Origin of the sequence: Microcystis wesenbergii FACHB-1317 (assembly GCF_014696875.1) — a bacterium.
Lineage (GTDB): Bacteria > Cyanobacteriota > Cyanobacteriia > Cyanobacteriales > Microcystaceae > Microcystis > Microcystis wesenbergii_A.
This window is the reverse complement of sequence record NZ_JACJQV010000142.1, coordinates 26,144-44,096: the sequence shown is the minus strand read 5'-3', so window position 1 is coordinate 44,096 and position 17,953 is coordinate 26,144. Positions and strand designations below refer to the sequence as shown.

At 42.9% G+C, this 17,953-nt stretch carries 13 protein-coding genes, 1 tRNA gene and 4 pseudogenes; 8 read left to right on the top strand and 10 right to left on the bottom strand.

Annotated features, from left to right (window positions below; genetic code table 11):
• Positions 1 to 140: 140 nt before the first annotated feature.
• A pseudogene (locus H6F92_RS12380) lies at positions 141 to 566 on the top strand (PIN domain-containing protein); the annotation flags it as partial.
• Between the two features lie 258 nt (positions 567 to 824).
• Here the strand turns inward: H6F92_RS12380 and H6F92_RS12375 are convergent.
• Complete coding sequence (locus tag H6F92_RS12375; RefSeq protein ID WP_190358062.1) at positions 825 to 968, bottom strand: hypothetical protein; 144 nt, start codon at positions 966 to 968, stop codon at positions 825 to 827.
• Positions 969 to 1,366: 398 nt separating this feature from the next.
• Here H6F92_RS12375 and H6F92_RS12370 point away from each other — a divergent pair, with 398 nt between their 5' ends.
• The 4 genes and pseudogenes from H6F92_RS12370 to H6F92_RS12355 all read left to right on the top strand — a co-directional run bounded on the left by H6F92_RS12370 (position 1,367) and on the right by H6F92_RS12355 (position 6,518).
• A complete protein-coding gene (locus tag H6F92_RS12370; protein ID WP_190358061.1) occupies positions 1,367 to 2,299 on the top strand; it encodes a DUF4351 domain-containing protein in 933 nt (310 codons plus the stop codon).
• Between the two features lie 50 nt (positions 2,300 to 2,349).
• Entirely contained in the window at positions 2,350 to 3,360 is a 1,011-nt protein-coding gene (locus tag H6F92_RS12365; RefSeq protein ID WP_190358060.1) for an RpnC/YadD family protein, read from the top strand.
• A gap of 26 nt (positions 3,361 to 3,386) precedes the next feature.
• A pseudogene (locus tag H6F92_RS12360) lies at positions 3,387 to 3,788 on the top strand (hypothetical protein); the annotation flags it as partial.
• A 132-nt stretch (positions 3,789 to 3,920) separates the two neighbouring features.
• Positions 3,921 to 6,518 carry a DUF4347 domain-containing protein gene (locus H6F92_RS12355; RefSeq protein WP_190358058.1) on the top strand — a complete coding sequence of 866 codons (2,598 nt, stop codon included), beginning with the start codon at positions 3,921 to 3,923 and terminating at the stop codon, positions 6,516 to 6,518.
• A 166-nt stretch (positions 6,519 to 6,684) separates the two neighbouring features.
• On the opposite strand, the gene H6F92_RS12350 is transcribed toward H6F92_RS12355, so the two are convergent.
• The gene (locus H6F92_RS12350; protein WP_190358057.1) at positions 6,685 to 7,020 is read right to left on the bottom strand and encodes a hypothetical protein; all 336 of its coding nucleotides are present in this window, start codon (positions 7,018 to 7,020) and stop codon (positions 6,685 to 6,687) included.
• A gap of 134 nt (positions 7,021 to 7,154) precedes the next feature.
• On the opposite strand from H6F92_RS12350, the gene H6F92_RS12345 reads away from it, so the two are divergent.
• Positions 7,155 to 7,225 (top strand) — tRNA-Cys (locus H6F92_RS12345).
• Positions 7,226 to 7,274: 49 nt separating this feature from the next.
• Here the strand turns inward: H6F92_RS12345 and mtnB are convergent.
• Positions 7,275 to 7,892, bottom strand: coding sequence for a methylthioribulose 1-phosphate dehydratase (gene mtnB, locus H6F92_RS12340; RefSeq protein WP_190358056.1), 618 nt, complete (start codon positions 7,890 to 7,892; stop codon positions 7,275 to 7,277).
• Between the two features lie 146 nt (positions 7,893 to 8,038).
• On the opposite strand from mtnB, the pseudogene H6F92_RS12335 reads away from it, so the two are divergent.
• Positions 8,039 to 8,191, top strand: a pseudogene (locus H6F92_RS12335) (transposase family protein); the annotation flags it as partial.
• Positions 8,192 to 8,254: 63 nt separating this feature from the next.
• Here H6F92_RS12335 and H6F92_RS12330 read toward each other — a convergent pair.
• From H6F92_RS12330 to H6F92_RS12310, 5 genes are all read right to left on the bottom strand, one after another.
• Positions 8,255 to 8,728, bottom strand: coding sequence for a phosphate-starvation-inducible PsiE family protein (locus tag H6F92_RS12330; RefSeq protein ID WP_002751476.1), 474 nt, complete (start codon positions 8,726 to 8,728; stop codon positions 8,255 to 8,257).
• Positions 8,729 to 9,083: 355 nt separating this feature from the next.
• The gene (locus H6F92_RS12325) at positions 9,084 to 9,923 is read right to left on the bottom strand and encodes a nitrate ABC transporter ATP-binding protein (RefSeq protein WP_002766427.1); all 840 of its coding nucleotides are present in this window, start codon (positions 9,921 to 9,923) and stop codon (positions 9,084 to 9,086) included.
• A gap of 78 nt (positions 9,924 to 10,001) precedes the next feature.
• Positions 10,002 to 12,020, bottom strand: a complete 2,019-nt coding sequence (locus H6F92_RS12320) for an ABC transporter ATP-binding/substrate-binding protein (RefSeq protein ID WP_190358055.1) — start codon at positions 12,018 to 12,020, stop codon at positions 10,002 to 10,004.
• Between the two features lie 70 nt (positions 12,021 to 12,090).
• Positions 12,091 to 12,921, bottom strand: coding sequence for a nitrate ABC transporter permease (gene ntrB / locus H6F92_RS12315; RefSeq protein ID WP_190358054.1), 831 nt, complete (start codon positions 12,919 to 12,921; stop codon positions 12,091 to 12,093).
• A gap of 112 nt (positions 12,922 to 13,033) precedes the next feature.
• Positions 13,034 to 14,392, bottom strand: a complete 1,359-nt coding sequence (locus tag H6F92_RS12310; RefSeq protein WP_190358053.1) for a CmpA/NrtA family ABC transporter substrate-binding protein — start codon at positions 14,390 to 14,392, stop codon at positions 13,034 to 13,036.
• 387 nt (positions 14,393 to 14,779) lie between these two features.
• On the opposite strand from H6F92_RS12310, the gene H6F92_RS12305 reads away from it, so the two are divergent.
• Positions 14,780 to 15,862, top strand: coding sequence for a molecular chaperone DnaJ (locus tag H6F92_RS12305; RefSeq protein ID WP_190358052.1), 1,083 nt, complete (start codon positions 14,780 to 14,782; stop codon positions 15,860 to 15,862).
• Between the two features lie 487 nt (positions 15,863 to 16,349).
• Here H6F92_RS12305 and H6F92_RS12300 read toward each other — a convergent pair whose 3' ends face one another.
• Together H6F92_RS12300 and H6F92_RS12295 are read right to left on the bottom strand one after the other, a co-directional pair.
• A complete protein-coding gene (locus tag H6F92_RS12300; RefSeq protein WP_002766434.1) occupies positions 16,350 to 16,586 on the bottom strand; it encodes a ribbon-helix-helix domain-containing protein in 237 nt (78 codons plus the stop codon).
• Positions 16,587 to 16,979: 393 nt separating this feature from the next.
• A pseudogene (locus tag H6F92_RS12295) lies at positions 16,980 to 17,912 on the bottom strand (formylglycine-generating enzyme family protein); the annotation flags it as partial.
• Positions 17,913 to 17,953: the final 41 nt, after the last annotated feature.

Below are 17,953 nucleotides of genomic sequence, written 5' to 3'. Positions count from 1 at the left end.
CCTCGAATGGAAATTTTTTCTTTCTTCCAGACATCGATAATTTTTTGGCGAAAATCTACGGAATAGGGTCTCATAGGAAGCTGGTAAGTTCTATTATTTGTCTATTTGCTTTCTATTGTACCTCATAGCTCCAAGAATTGCTATATACTAATGTTATTATTCCCCAAGCAGTTGCCAATGAATTGGCTAATTTAACTGAGGAAGATATCCGCATTAAAGCGATAATTTCTCTGAACTGGATACAGGTTAAACAAGCCGCTAATTTGGAACTTGTGGCTTGTTTGAGCAATGACTATAATTTAGATATTGGCGAAGCAGAAGCAATCGCTCTTGCTTTGGAATTAAAAGCAGATGAATTGTTAATTGATGAGCGTCTTGGCAGGAGGGAGGCTGTGCGTTTGGGGCGGTCAATTACGGGGGTTCTAGGAGTTCTTTTAATCGCTAAAAATAGAGGATTGATTTCTAAGGTTCAACCCATAATCGATGCTCTAATACTCCCAGCAAATTTTCGCATCAGTCGTCAACTTTATGAGGAGGTTTTGCAAACGGCAAATGAATTAGATTAAGTTGTGATTTTAGAAAACGGGTTTCTTCGAGAAACTAAGTATCTAAGCACAATTAATTACACATCTAAGCCACTACTCCGTCAGACTTCTGCTGTGATCAGTAAACAGTGAACTGAAAACTCAAATCCGATCCCTAATAGCTGTATCCCGTCTCGGAGTCTCGGAGTCTCGGAGTCTCGGAGTCTCGGAGTCTCGGAGTCTCGGAGTCTCGGAGTCTCGGAGTCTCGGAGTCTCGACTAGGAAATTAATTTTGCACGACTACTTATTTAGAAAACGGGTTTCTTCGAGAAACCCGTTTTCTGGACTGCCAAGGGGTAAGATTGCTTCGGAGGGGGTTTTAGCTGAAAGAGAAAGGTTAAGGCGGAAAGTATCCCCCTCGCCATCACCCTGTAAAATTTTCATGGTGAGGAAGTAATTCAGAGATAAGCTTCATTCTCAACAGAGAAAACGGGTTTCTTCGAGAAACTATTTAGAAAAAGGGTTTCTTTGAGAAACCCTTTTTCTTGTAATAAATGTTAATTTTTGTGATAGCACCCTTGAAAAATTGGGGATTGTTGGGCTAAAACTGTTAGCAATAAACCTTTGCAGTTAATGTCATGACTTCTCCCCTGTTGCCGATTTTTCCTGCCTTTTACGATGTTTTGTTCGATTTAGCTCAATCTGACGGATTTTGGGCGAATTTGGCCATCGCTGTAGGTTAAGGGGGTAAGGTCATAACAATCCGTTGCCAAAACCGACTTCTCAGAATATAATAGAGAAGAGTAGTCATTCATCGCTCAGATTAGTTAAGATGATATTACATGACTAATAATATTGACCACGATCGCTTATTTAAGGAGTTAATCTCCACCTTTTTTGTCGAATTTATTGAGTTATTTTTTCCTCAATTGATGGATTATTTAGATAGGGACTCGATTACTTTTTTAGACAAAGAAGTATTTACCGATGTCACGGAAGGAGAAAGACATGAAAGCGATTTAGTCGCACAGGTTAAGTTTCGAGGAAAAGAATCTTTTTTTCTGATTCATGTAGAGGCGCAGGAAAGTTCCCGCAAGTGGTTTAATCGGCGGCTGTTTACTTATTTTGCTCGCTTTCATGAGAAATTTGTCTTACCGATTTATCCGATTGTAATTTTTTCTTATTCAAAGCCAAAAAGAGATGCAATTAGTCAATATGTAGTCGATTTTCCCGATTTAAAAGTCTTAGAATTTAACTATCAAGTAGTACAGTTAAATCGATTAAATTGGCGAGATTTTCTTAATCAACCGAATCCGGTTGCTTCAGCTTTGATGGCTAAGATGAACATTGCCGAGAAAGAGCGAGCCAAGGTAAAAGCGGAATGTCTGCGCTTGTTAATTACTTTAAGGTTAAATCCAGCGAAAATGCAATTAATTTCCGGATTTATTGATACATATCTCAATCTAAATCCAGTCGAAGAGAGACAATTCCAAGAAGAGATTAGCACATTTAGTCAACCCGTACAGGAGGGAGTTATGCAAATTACCACCAGTTGGATGCGTCAAGGTATTGAACAAGGTATCGAACAAGGTATCGAACGGGAAAAGACATTGATTCTTCGTCAACTTAAACGCAAGTTAGGGGAGATTAATCCTTCATTAGAAACTAAAATCATGGAGTTAAGTATTGATGATGTTGAAGCATTAGGAGAAGCTTTATTCGATTTCTCTACGGTTGAAGATTTAATCAATTGGTTAAATACTTTAACTGCCTAGCTTTGACGTTAGCGATCGCCTTCTGACAACAACCCACTAAAATTGTCATAATGAAACAGACAACCGCTAATTATGATGAACCCTGGAAAGAAGCATTAACCGAGTATTTTGAGGCGTTTTTATACTTCTTTTTTCCCGAAGTTCACCAACTAATTGATTGGACAAAAATTCCCGAATCCCTAGAAAAAGAACTCAAACGGATTACCGCTTCCGCTAAAACAAAAAAACGTTTCGCTGACAAACTCTATAAAGTCTGGTTACTCAGTGGAGAAGAAATCTGGATTTTGATTCATATTGAAATTCAAAGCCAGTACGAAGAAAATTTCCCTCAGAGGATGTATATTTATAACTATCGGGCTTTTGATTTGTATCAGAAACCGGTTATCAGTCTCGCTATCTTAGGGGATGAACGAGTAAATTGGCGACCAGATTCCTATAATTATACTATCGCTGGTTGTGAAGTCAGCCTGAAATTCCCAACGGTTAAATTACTGGACTATGAGGAAAGCTGGTCAGAACTAGAAGCAAGTAGCAATCCCTTTGCTATAATAGTCATGGCACACCTGAAAACGAAAGCGACTACTGGGAAGCTGCCAGAACGGGAACAGTGGAAATGGAAGTTAATCAGAGGATTATATGAAAAGGAGTTCGAGAGGGAACAGATAATTAAACTGTTTGAAATCATCGACAATATGATGACTTTATCCCCTAAATTGCAGTCAAGTTTAGAGAGTAAAATTAAACAATTTGAGGAGGAAAGAACCATGCCTTTAATGAGTAATATGGAGTTACGAGGAAGGAAAATTGGTGAGGAAATTGGGGAGTTACGAGGAATAGAACGCGGTAAGGAAATTGGTAAGGAAATTGGAGCGTTAGAAAATGCTCGTGATTTTGTGAAAAAAGTTTTGGAAAACCGACTAGGCGATATCCCTGGAGATATTGGACAATGTATCAATGATGCTTCAGTTATTTCGGTTTTAGAAGAGATGTTAAAAGCCGCACTTATAGTAAATTCTTTTGAGGAGTGTAGGAAGTCTTTTAGTATCATCATAAATAAGTAGTGTGGGTAATACCTATCTTACTTAGTAAACTGTTTGAAATCATCGACAATATGATGACTTTATCAACTGAATTGCAGTCAAGTTTAGAGAGTAAAATCAAACAATTTGAGGAGGAAAGAACCATGCCTTTAATGAGTAATATGGAGTTACGAGGAATCGAACGCGGTAAGGAAATTGGCAAGGAAATTGGTAAGGAAATTGGTAAGGAAATTGGTAAGGAAATTGGCAAGGAAATTGGCGCGTTAGAAAAAAGCCGCGATGACATCAAAACAGTTTTAACTGTGCGTTTTGGACAAATTTCTTCAGAAATTGAAGAGATAATCGGCAAAATCACTAACCCTACTATCTTAGAAGAGCTACTAAAATTAGCAGCCACTGCTAATTCTCTCGCAGAATTTAAGCAGTCTTTCGCAAGAATCCAATCCTAGAACTTCTTTAGAAAACGGGTTTCTTTGAGAAACCCGTTTTCTTGTATAAATGTTAATTTATGTTACAGGGGTCTTGAAAAATTGGCGATTGTTTGCATAAAATAGCCGCAGTCGTCTTTCTAGGTCAGCGTCATGACTTCTACTCTTTTGCCGATTCTTCCGGCTGTTGACGATATTTTGTTCAATTTCGCTCAATCTGATGGCTTGAGTCAAGTTAATCAGGTGAATAGTGCGAGAAATCAGCGTTTAACCGCTACCGTAGTCTTTCTTGATGCTGGTGTTACCGATTATCAAACCCTCCAAGCTGGGGTAATCCCTGGAATCGCCACCGTTATTCTCACTCCCAATCAAGACGGAATCGAACAAATCACCGCTTTTTTACAACAAAATCCCCAGATTACCACCATTCACCTTGTTTCCCATGGTGCGCCAGGATGCTTATATTTAGGGAATTGTCAACTTAATTTAACAAATATTTACGATTATCGCCAACAGTTACAGAATTGGGCGAAGATTAATCATATTCTACTGTACGGTTGTCAGGTCGCGGCGGGAGATGCGGGGACAGAGTTTATTAATAAATTGTCCCAAGTTACTAGAGCAAAAATAGCGGCTTCCAGCAGACGGGTAGGAAATGCAGCATTAGGAGGAAGTTGGGAGTTAGAGGTGAGTTTTCCGGCGATAAAGGGAGAGAATCAAACCTTTGTTGAAACCTTAGATTTGTCGGAGTTGCAGACATCTGGGGTTTTTCAGCTGGATATCCTCAACACTTATCAGGGAGTATTTACTCTTTCTTTAGTGGGTAATTATGATACTTCTGGCTATGCTTATGATGTACAAGTAGTCGGAAACTATGCCTATGTGGCTGATGGGGATTCAGGACTGCAAATCATCGACATTAGCAACCCGACAAATCCCACTCTCAAGGGTAATTATGATACTGGCTGGGCTTACGGTGTACAAATAGTCGGTAACTATGCTTATATAGCTGATACTTATACGGGACTGCAAATCATCGACATCAGCAACCCGACAAACCCCACCTTTAAGGGTAATTATTATACTTCTGAGGCAGTCCCTGCTTATGATGTACAAGTAGTCGGTAACTACGCTTATATAATTACTAGGTCTGGACTGCAAATCATCGACATCAGCAATCCAACAAACCCCACTCTCAATGGTAATTATAATTATGGTTCTGACGATGCTTATGGTGTACAAATAGTAGGTAACTATGCTTATGTAGCTCATCTTTTAGGACTGCAAATCATCGACATCAGCAACCCATCAAACCCCACTCTTAAGGGTAATTATGATACTTATTTTGCTTATGGTGTAGAAATAGTCGGTAACTATGCTTATGTAAGTAATTCTCTTAATGGGGGACTGGAAATCATCGACATCAGCAACCCATCAAACCCCACTCTTAAGGGTAATTATGATACTTCTGGTCAGCATAATACTTATGACGTACAAGTAGTCGGTAACTATGCTTATGTGGCTTATGGTTTAGACGGTTTAAAGATTATTGATGTGAGTGAGTTTACCAGTCCACAAACTGTTACTCTTTCTATTTCTCCCAGTAGTGTTACTGAAGACGGGACAAGTAATCTGGTTTATACCTTCACCCGTACTGGTGTAACAACAAATGCTTTAACAGTCAATTACACCCTCGGAGGGACAGCGACTCTTAATACCGACTACACTCGTACAGGTACTAATAATACAGTCACCTTTGCTGCTGGTTCATCCACTGCTAAAGTAACAATTGATCCCACTGCGGATACCACAGTTGAACCTAACGAAACCGTTATTTTAACCCTCGCTGCGGGGACAGGTTATACAATGGGTACAACCACCGCAGTGACGGGGACAATTACCAATGACGACTTTTCCCAACTATCCATCAATAATATTACCGTGGTCGAAGGCTTAGATAATAATGCCATCCTCACCGTCACTGTCAACAATCCAAATCCGCAACCAATTAGCGTCAACTATACCACTGCACCCATTAACGCTACCGCCAATGTAGATTACACTAGCAAAACTGGAACTCTCACCATTGCACCTAATACTTCCACTGCTACTATTAGCATTCCCATCTTAAATGATAACCTTAATGAGGCAAACGAAACTTTTGCCATTAATCTCAGTAATCCCGTCAATGCAACTCTTACCAATAACAAGGGAATTGTCACCATCAGCGACACCTTAACCGCTAATGTCACCACTACCCTACCCGCTAATGTGGAAAATCTGACCCTAACAGGAAGCGCAAATATTAATGGTACAGGTAACGCTGCTAACAATATCCTGACGGGTAATAGTGGTAACAATATCCTCAATGGTAGTGATGGGAATGATACCTTGATTGGTGGTACTGGTAATGATACCATAACAGGCGGTGCGGGTGGCGATCGCTTTACCTTCAACAACCGCAATGAAGGGATTGACACAATTACTGATTTTCTCTCCAGTCAGGGGGATAAAATTACTGTCTCTGCTGGGGGTTTTGGCGGTGGTTTAGCCGCAGGAGTTGCGATTACAGCCGCTCAATTTGTGTTAGGAACAACTGCATTAAATGCCAGCAATCGCTTTATTTATAATACAATCACTGGAGGATTATTCTTTGATGGGGACGGGACAGGTACACTAGCAGCTATTCAAATTGCAACTCTTAGTTCTAAACCCACTCTTACCGCCTCTGATATACTTGTATTAGTTTAATCTTAATACAGCTTGTCGGGTGCGTGTTTGCGGTTAAAAAGGTCTGTAAGCGTTTTCAACACCCTAGGAGAGGGGAGAGGGGAATTATGAATTATGAATTATGAATTGGGGAGAAGGGAGAGAAAAAGCTGATAACTGATAACTGTTTACTGATCACTGATAACTGCTATTCGTACAAAATCTCATCAAAACAAGCTTCTCCCACACTCGCTAAAGTCCTAGCGGCAGCTTTATCGGTTTTCGACTTCTGCACGAGGGCGCGGAATTGCTGTAGATTGTAACGAGCTTGGAATTTTTTAATCGTGCAGTCGCATAGGTCCTTTGCCACATCAGCAGCTAATCCCTCCCCACGCGCTCTTTGTAAACATTCTTGACGATAACTGTCGAAAGTAGCGGCAGTATTAGAACTTTGGCTAAGGTAAACGGCATTATTAGCCTGTACTGGCAAGGATAAAGCCAATAAACCGATAAAAGTTAGTAAATACCTTTGATTTATCATCATAATCGCTTTTTTAAGCCTAAAATCACCCACTAGATTAGAGAACCGCTGCCTAAATTATAGATCGATCGCTTGACTCTTGGGTTCCACTCTTGGCAAACTGTCATCTGTTATGCTAAGATGAATAATGATTAATCGGCGCCATCGCCAAGTGGTAAGGCAGAGGTCTGCAAAACCTTTACCCCCAGTTCGAATCTGGGTGGCGCCTTGGTAAATATCGGCAATTTTTTTTCTGATTGCCTTGTCTAAATGAAGGTTTACCAAGGTTTTACTTGATAGGCTGCCACTAGATAGCGAAAAATATACTCGACTATCTCTAAATAATTCTCGGTAGTTTCTAGAGACTCACCCCACACCGTCACGCCATGGTCAGAAATCAGTAAAGCGGGAATTTCCGGGGGGAAAGTTGAGAATCTACTTTCTATTTCTGCGGCAATTTTCGGCACATCGAGATAGTTAGCAAAAACCGGCATAAATACTTGAGGATTTTCTACCCAAATACCTAAACCTTTCAATATTTCTAAGGGAGGTAACGATAACTTGTCCTCGCGAGCAAAACGGGAAACTAAATTCGCTTCCACCGAGTGAACATGATAACAAGCTTGTGCTTGGGGAAAGAGACGATAAATCACCTGATGAATGCTAGTTTCTGCCGAAGGACGATTATCCCGATGAGCTAATTCCCTGACTTTTCCCGTCAGATCCACGCGCACAAAATCCTCTTCTGTGAGTTTACCTTTACTTTTGCCACTGGCAGTAATCCAAAAACTATGATCATCAACTTTAGCGGATAAATTACCCGCCGTGCCAAGCATCCAACCCAGTTGATAAAATCTTCGGGCAGCTGCCACTAGAGATAGACGAGGATCGCTCATGGTTTTTAGAGATATGGTAGATAGGGACTGACTATTATGACATCCTCACCCCCCTTCAAGGTTAGGGTTGTTTCATAATACGGTCAGAAAGTCAAAAGCAATCACTATCAGGTAAAATAGAGAGTGACCGTTAATATTTTAAAGATATGTTTAGCTTAATAGAAAAACTTAAATAAGTCAAGGACTCTCGGAAAAATAAACGGAAAAGACATCCTTTATCGCTAGTTTTGCTAATAATAATATTAGGAACTATGCAAGGATACTCAGACTATAGAGAGCTAGGTGATTTTGCTAAAAGTCTGCCAATTTGACCAAAATCCAACCGGCAATTATTGGCATCAATCATGTCACGACTACTTATTTCAAGAGCGATTGTCGCGATTAACTTTTCTGATTAACCAATAACTTGCCGCTAAAGCTAAGGTTCCCACGGTGAGGGCAATTAAATCATCTTTACTGTATTTCTTGGGGTCAAAAATAATAATTTTTCGAGAGATGGCAATTAAAGCCGTAACTACTACTAATTCAACCTGTACGATGTGTTTTCTTAAGTAAGCAGTGACGTTTTCTAATAACTCTAAGGCAATTAAAATATTGAGAAATAAACCGAAGATTTCAATTAAAGTTTTGCTAAAAAAACCGACGGGTTCCGTAGTAAATAAATCTTGGATTAGGATAACTACTAGGTCATAAAGAGAAACAATAATAACAACAATTAAGGCTACGGATAAAACCTTAGAAACTATGTTTTCAATGAGATGAATCGACCTCATGAAATCTTCATCGCGCCATTGTTGTCCGAAATTGATAAGTAGTTTCCGTATCTGTTTGAGCATGATCAATTAAGTAAAAAGTAAAAATTATTATTGTATTTTATTGCTAATTGTTCTATTTAGCTAACAAGTAAGCTGATCCCCCCTTAATCCCCCCTTTATAAGGGGAGTATCTGACAATTTTTAACATCTAAGTGGGTGAGTGGAATTAAATATAAAATGAACGTAGGTTGGGTTGAAGCATGAAACCCAACGCCCGCATGGGTTACGCTACCGCTAACCCATCCTACAAATAATTGTGCCTACCTACTTACCTACTTAGAAATAATTTTACTTGAAGAAGGCTTCCCCAGAAAAAAAATCTAGGTGCGATCGCTTTTAAGTCAACCGCACCCCAAACTAATACAAATGCTCGCATCTAGCTGACATCATCGTGAGCGAAACGATTATAGAGGAAGTCGAGGGCATAGTTACGCAGACGATAATATTCCGGATCCTCCATAATTCTCTCTCGATCGCGGGGACGGGGGAAATGAATATTCATCACTTCGCCGATTTTCGCTTCCGGTCCATTGGTCATCATTACCAGCTTATCAGCGAGGAAAAGGGCCTCATCGATATCGTGGGTAATCATCAACACCGTACAGCGTTTATCTTGCCAGATTTTCAGCAATTCTTCCTGTAATTCCTCTTTAGTAATCGCATCCAACGCACCGAAAGGTTCATCGAGAATCAACACTTCCGGACGGATAGAAAGGGCCCGGGCGATCGAAACCCGTTGTTTCATCCCCCCGGAGATTTGGGGAGGGGTTTTATCCATAGCTTCGGTTAAACCCACCATAGCTAAATGTTCCCGCACGATCGAGCGTTTTTGTGCTTCCGGAGCATTGGGAGACACCGCATCTACCGCGAGATAGACATTTTCAAAAACGCTTAACCAAGGTAATAAAGCATAGTTTTGAAACACTACCATGCGATCGGGCCCGGGTTTAGTAATTTTCTTACCGTTAACTTTAACGATGCCATCGGTGGGAGAAGAAAAACCCGACACCATATTTAATAGGGTCGATTTACCGCAACCGGAGTGACCGATCACACAGATAAATTCACCTTCATTGATGCTGAGATTAACATCCTTGAGGACGGTGTAGGGGCCTCTGGGAGTGGGATAAACCTTAGAAACTCCTTCAATGGTGACAAAAGCTTCTTTACTGGGGGCCTGGGTTGCTCGGTTAATTGTGTCGGTGGTGGTGTACATGATTAGTCTTTGGGGGAAATAGTTAATAGGGGCAATGGCCGGGGATAATTGGCTAATAATTATCCCCTTAGTTGATTTTTAGGCAATTTTGCGAGATTCGCTGGCACTAGGACGAGCATCAATAGCCACTTCGGCCATGGTGATGTTTTGTTTGATCTCTAAACTATTGAGATAACCGATCGGATCCTCGGCATCAAACTCGATACCATCGAATAAAAGGATCGGTGTGCGACGATATTTAATATCCCCTAGACCCAATTCCCGGGCTGCGGTACTAAAAACACCCACCCGACAGACGCGTTCGAGAATTTCTACCCAGTTACGGGGGAAAGGAATGTGGCCCCAGCGCGCCATTTGGGTCATCATCCAGAGGTGTTCGGTACGACTGGGACGATTTACCCCTTCTCCATAGAACAGATGGTGTGCATATTCTTTCATCGGTTGATCGAGACTGCACGCGTAGGAGTTGGGATCACCCAGTTGGATATAATCTATATTGGTACTAAGATACTGACGACTGGCGAGGATTTGACGAATTTCTTCCTGATTCCCTTCCTCGGCACAGTAGCTACAACCTTCCAGCAGTGCTTTGACTAAAGCGACATGGGTATTAGGGTATTTATTGGCCCAATCTTCCCGGACTCCCAGGGCCTTACCTGGGTGGCCCTGCCAAATTTCTAAGTCGGTGGCGACGGTATAACCGATATCTTCCATAGCGGCCCTGAGATTCCAGGGTTCACCCACACAGTAACCGTCAATACTACCAGTTTTCAGGTCGGCTACCATTTGGGCCGGGGGAATAGTTTCGAGGTGAACGTCTTGATCCGGGTCAATTCCCGCTGCCGCTAACCAGTAACGCAGGAGCAAATTGTGCATGGAGGAAGGGTGAACAATGCCAAAAATATGGCGCTGCTCCTTCGATTCCAATAGCATCTGTTTTAAAGCGTTACCGTCAATCACTCCCTCGTCATAGAAGCGTTTAGCGAGGGTGACACCGTTACCGTTACGAGTCATAGTCAGGGCGCTGACAATCGGCAAAGGTTGATCTTGATAACCACCGACGGTTAACCAGGTGGGCATTCCCGAAGGCATTTGCGCCCCGTCGAGGAATCCCCCTGCGATCCCATCCACAACGCCTCGCCAACTGGTTTCTCGGACTAAATTCACCTCATCTAGACCATGTTTAGTAAAGAATCCCTTTTCTTTGGCCACTGCTAGGGGCGCGCAAGCGGTGAGGGGAACAAAACCGATTTCTAGATTGACTTTTTCTAAACCGTGACGGGCAATAACTTCGACTTTGCGGGCGCGCAGTTTTTTGATCCGTTTTTGTTGGTTGAGGAAATAGATAATTTCACTCCGGAGACTGTAGTAACTGGGGTGTTCCACCACTTCCATGCGTTTGCGGGGACGGGGAATATCCACTTCCAAAATACCGCCAATTTTTGAGCCGGGGCCATTGGTAAGCATGACGATGCGATCGGATAATAGCACCGCTTCATCCACATCGTGCGTCACCATTACCGAGGTCATTTCGTATTCTTCGCACAGCTGCATTAACTGTTCCTGTAGATTACCTCTAGTCAGGGCATCTAACGCCCCAAAGGGTTCGTCTAAAAGCAGCACTTTCGGACGGATGGCTAGGGCGCGAGCGATCGCTACCCGTTGTTTCATCCCCCCCGATAATTCGTTGGGACGTTTATCCACTGCATGACGAAGATTGACCAGATCGATATATTTTTCGACTTCAGCTTTTCTTTCGTCTTCTGATAGTTGGGCGAGAACTTGATCGACGGCTAGAGTGATATTTTCTTTGACGGTTAACCAGGGCAAAAGGGAATAGTTTTGGAAAACTACCATGCGATCAGGTCCTGGTTTTTTAATGCTTTGACCTTGCAAAGTCACCACTCCTTCCGTGGGCAAATCTAAACCAGCGATCATGTTTAAGAGGGTGGATTTTCCGCAACCAGAGTGACCGATGAGGGAGATAAATTCCCCTTTTTTTATCTGTAAATCGATCCCTTTCAAGGCCACATATTCACCGCCACCACTAAGGGGGAATACTTTATCAATGTTATCGACAGCGACAAACAAACTCATAGTTTTTTCTCCTTAAATTGGCTCAAGTTTCAGTTATTTGAAAAATGGGGAAACTTTCCCCATTAATTCCCTATTGACGAACGATTTGATTTTGCAACCAAGCCATAAAGCGATCGAGTAATAAACCCACACCACCGATATAAAACAGCGCAAGAATAATATCGCTGATGTAGTTATTTTGGTAGGCATCCCAGATAAAGAAACCGATACCGACGATACCCGACATAACGATTTCAGCGGCGATAATCGCTAACCAAGCTAAACCGATCGCAATTCTCAAACCGGTGAAGATGTAGGGAAGTGCTGAGGGAATTAATATCTTGAAGAAGAATTTTTTGTTGGACAATTGCAAGACTTGTTTAACGTTGATATAGTCTTGGGGAATTTGTTGGACACCGACGGTGGTATTAATCAAAATCGGCCAAACTGCGGTAATAAAGATCACGAATAAAGCAGCAGGTTGGTTTTGTTGTAAAGCGGCCAAAGATAGGGGAACCCAAGCAAGAGGAGGAACTGTTCTTAGGAATTGGAAAAGGGGATCGAGGGCCTTATTTAAGAAAGAATTTAAACCGACCATAATCCCAACGCCAATACCAACCACTGCGGCAAAAAAATAACCGATTAATACCCGTTGCAGACTCGCTAAAGTTTGCCAGAATAGTCCTTTATCAATGCCCCCACGATCAAAGAAAGGATACATTAAATAGGTACGGGTACGCTCATTGGTGATTAGGTCGGATGGGGGGGGTAATTTGATTAATCCCAGCATCGAGACTAATTGCCAAACAATCAGAAAACCCAGGGTACCGATAATAGGGGGAAGAATGTCTTGGGAATGCTTTTTCCAGAATTTACCGAAGTTGAAACCACCGTTACTTTTTCTGCTGACGCTACTTGCCATTTTGCCGTTTTCCTTTGTTGAAGATAAAGTTACTTGATTGGGGAGAGAAGAAAACACTTTTGGGATTAATAGACTAGATATTTTATGCCCCTAGCCTATCGAGAAAAGCTCGCTATTTTTTAATTGCCAAACTATCGAGATAAGCTTGGGGATTAGCGGGGTCAAAAGTTTTGCCGTCGAAGAATTTCTCGACACCGCGGGAGGTACTGGTGGGAATATCGGCGGCGGGAACCCCTAACTCTGTGGCTGCCGCTTTCCAAAGATCCTCGCGGTTAACTTTGTCGATTAAGGCGGAGGCAGTGGTTAAACTTTCTTTCGGCAAGAAACCCCAACGAACACTTTCGGTTAAAAACCAGAGATCATGACTCTTATAGGGATAGGAAACGCTACCGGCGGGATCTTTCCAGTAGAAAACCCCTTTATTTTTGTCGGTGATTTCCGGTTTACCGTCACCCATTTTCTGCATTCCTTTGAGGGGACCGGCGATAATTTCTTCTTTGAGGTTGAAATAAGCCGGTTTAGCGAGAATTGCCGCCGCTTCTGCCCGATTTGCCTCCTGATCGAGCCATTGCTGCGCTTCCATAATTCCTTTTAATAGGGCCTTGGTGGCTTTCGGGTTTTTATCCACCCAATCGGCGCGGATAGCGAGGTATTCTTCCGGGTGATAGGGCCAGATTTCTGCGGTTAAAGCTGACATAAAACCGATATTATCAGCCACAATTCTCGCTGGCCAAGGATCGCCGGTACTAAACGCATCCATGGTTCCCGTTTTCATGTTGGCCACGGTTTGGGCTGCGGGTACGGCAATTAGGTTAATATCCGTATCGGGGTTAATACCACCGGCGGCTAACCAGTAACGAATCCAGAAGTCTTGATTAGCTTTCGGGAAAGTATAGGCGGCTTTGAAGGGAGTTCCCGTCGTTTTCATGGCGAGGATGTAATCTTTGGCGGGTTTTAGGTCTAAACCGATATTTTTGCCTTCGTGTTTACCTGCGATCGCAATTCCGTTACCCTGGGTGTTTAACTGCGCTAACACATACATGGGGACTTTAACGTTATTTTTGGTGATTAGTCCCTCGGAAATTAGGTAAGGCATGGGCATTTGCCACTGTCCCCCGTCAATTCCGCCCGCATCTGCCCCAATTTCGACGTTATCTCTAGCGGATCCCCAGTTTGCTTGTTTGGAGACTTCCACATCAGGCATCCCGTGTTTAGCGAAAAAGCCTTTTTCCTTGGCAATAATTAAAGGTGCGGCCTCAACAATAGGAATATAACCTAATTTAATTTTGGTGGTTTCGGGGGCCTCTCCGGGAGCTACCGCCACAGGAGAAGCAACCGGGGAAGCGGGTGCGGTGGTGCTGGTTCCACCCGTAGTGTCGGGGGGATTACCCACACAACCTTTCAGGACAACAGCCCCTGCTGCTGAAACTGCCGCCGTGGTTAAAAATTTCCGTCTCGAAAAATTTGACATAGAATCTCCTACCTGCTTGCTAAAGCAAATATGTGTGCTGAATTATGGGTAAAGGAATCCCTCGCTAAACTTTCCTTCTAGCCTGTGCTATAGAAATTTAGCTATGGAATATTGAATCTCGATTGAACTTACTAAATAAGTCTAGCGGAATTTGGAAAAAATAATTAATCTGAGCGAGAATTTTATGTACAAAAATTTAATTCGATTGATAAGGATTAATTAAGACCATTGATATATCTAGCTTCTAGCCACTTAAGCTTATCTGTGGACTTGGGGTGATGGGGTGATGGAAGTGGGGAGAAACAATAAAATGAGCCAAGGGTGAGTTTTAGGAATGCGGCTCCTTCCGGCTTGGTAGAATAGACAATATGCTTTCACCCCAAAGTAATGACCAGATCTAAAAAGCCGAAATCACCGAACTCCTCTGATTCGCCTACCTCTCCTTCCTTGGCGCTGTCTTCCCTACATTTTCGTCTCCAAGCTTTAGAGGAGGAGCATCAGTGGCTCCTCAAGCAGATTGGCAGAAAGCGCAACGAACTGAAGAAATTCCTCGACCAGATGCGTTCCCTAGCGACGGAGATTTTCCAGAGAGGGCAACCCCTCTATGAAAAACTTACCGACCTCGACCGCGAAATACACGCCCTTTTTGACGAAATCCTCACTGCTAGAAAATTGGGGCAGCAGACAAAAAAAAGGATTCTCGGAATTTACGAGACACTTCAGTTAACGGGGGTGATTAGCCCGAAATTTGACGATGGAGATGAAGAACTTGACGAACTTTTCGGAGACGAAGAACCAGAAGGAGCATCAGAGCAATCCGTGCAGGATTTCTTCTCTGGGGGAGACTCCTATAACCGTCACGATGATGGAACAGAGCTATCACCTGAAAGCTCGCCTAAATCTCCTGAATCTAGACAAATACGCCGCACTTTCCTGAGAATGGCCGAGATTTTTCACCCCGACAAGGTTACGGATCCCGAAACTCGGATGCGTCACAACGAGATTATGAAGGAAGTCAACCGCGCCTATAAAGAGGGAGATATTGCCAAACTGCTCGAAATCGAACGACAGTATCAAATGGGGGACACTTTCGAGGTTGAAGGCTCATCGGAAAGCGACCTCAAACGACAGTGCGAGAGGGTTGAAACCAATAACGAACTACTCAAAAAGCAATACGAGAACCTGAAAAGAGAACTGCGCTCGGTGCGAAATACCCCAGAAGGCGAGATGGTGAGGGCCAGCCGCGCTCGTGAGAAGGATGGCATCGACCCGATTGAGCAAATGCTAGAGGAGATGAAATTACAAGTTCAATCCACCGAAAAAATCTATAATTTTGTCCGTGACTTCCGCGATAAAAAGATAACGGTTAAAGAGTTTCTGCGCGGACCGGTCAGGATGGGCCGCAGCCCGGAAGAGATGGAAGACATTCTTGATCAACTTCTGCAGCAACTTCGCGGAATCAGCCGTTGAAGAGAGAAAGCCAGTATTTAGGGTATGCTGAATAAATGTGAAATATAGACGAGGTAAGGGTTTTAGGGTTCTGTTTTGCTCTCACAGGTGCAAGATTTTGAGAGAATCGTCGTTCAAAACCTTGCGTCTTCATCGGCCCGTGTCCTGTAGGGGCGAAGCATTCGGGCAATAACCTATCGGTGAAACCGTAGATTTTCTATCCGAATGCTTCGCCCGTACTTTTTCAGCAGACCCTATTTAGGGTCTGCTGAAAAAGTTTTTCCTGGGGGCTGAGTGTGGGGTTTTACCTAATTTTTAAATCCGTTGAGTAACGCACAGAAAACGGGTTTCTCGGAGAAACCCGTTTTCTACTCATGCAAAAGACAAAAGGGGGAATAAATAATCAGTTTTTAATAACCAGATTTAGTATGATTTTTGATCTGCACTAGAGTGTTGCTATCACCTTTGACAAAATCACTAATCGTACAAGTATCGAGCAAAACCAGCACTAAATCACCTCATCTTCTCTAGGTGGGGAAAGTTCCTCTCTATAAGCTTCAAAAACAATACTATCACTTACCCCTTGAAAATTAAGGATGGTTGACGACCATTGCGACTGTTCTTTTGTGGTAATTAAAAGCTGTATTGCTTCTCGAATCAAAGCATTCTGGGATTTGCCTGTAGAGCGAGATAAAGCCTGTAGTTGCTGACTTAATTCATCTTCCAGATAAAGGTTGAAGTTCATAACTTAAATTAAGCAAATATCAATTAACTTTATTATAACAGGATAACTTCTTTCTTTTCTGGGCTGAGATATTGATCAGCGTTCACTATTCTAATAGCAAACTGATCAGCTTTTTGATCAACTTTACTACCCATAATATCACACCACCTTCCCAACTGATAACCGATAACTCTTGAGTAACCCACAGAAAACGGGTTTCTCCGAGAAACCCGTTTTCTACTTATGCAAACGGCAAAAAGGGGAATAAATAATCAGTCTTTAATAACCAGATTTAGTATAAAATTTAACATTAACGCCATTTTCTCAAAAAAATCGACCCACCGTGAGGCGGAAAAGAAAAAAAAAGAGAAAAAATAGGGAATGAGGGTAAAAAGGGAAAAAAGAGAAAAAGGGTTACAAAGTCCTCCCAGCACCGCACACCACCCGAAAACCGTAGTCGCTGCCGCTGAAGCGGCGGTATTCGTCGTAGCGGGAAGCGGAACGGCAGTTAAATGGATCGATGTACCAAGAACCGCCCCGCAGAGAAGAATGATTATCATACCCATTTTCTGTCCAGACACTGCCATCCCTCGGCGCACCGTCATAGTTATCGTGCCAGGTATCGGCGCACCATTCCCAGACATTGCCGTGCATATCGTACAGTCCGAAGGCATTGGGGGAAAATTGTCCCACAGGAGTCGTTTCTTCTCGATATTCTCCTTTGGGTTCATCGGCGTAGGTTTCGCTGGCATTGTAGTTGGCCAATTTCCCCGTAATGGTTTCCCCAAAGTAAAATGGGGTGGTGGTTCCGGCACGACAAGCGTATTCCCATTCCGCTTCACTCGGTAGTCGGTATTCCCGAACCGTTAGTTTCGATAATCTCGCACAGAATTCGATCGCATCGTACCAGTTGACTTGTTCCACGGGTCTATCCCAGCGCGTGGGCGATCCCCCCCTAGCCCCCCCTTCAAAAGGGGGGGAATCGGAAGCCCCCCTTTTTAAGGGGGGTTTGGGGGGATCTTTAAAGTAGGAAGGATCAGGATCAAGGTCTTTTTCTACTTTTAAATCGGTGCGAGAGGCAACTGCTCTCCACTGGGCCTGGGTGACGGGATATTTACCCATGAAAAAGGGGGGGACAGTTACTTGATGTTGAGGACGTTCATCATCAAAACTATCTTTCTCATTTGCTGGTGAACCCATCGTGAAAGTTCCCCCCAGTATGGCAATCATTTCTAGGGTGATGCCGTTGCCCAAATCTTGGGCGAAATATGAGGCTTCTGCCTTTTTTCGTTCGACTTCCTGGCCTTTGGCATTTACTTTTGCCACATCAAATGTCATTGTGTTGATTTCCCCTAAATGTTATCTCACTTGCCTTTAACCAAACATTC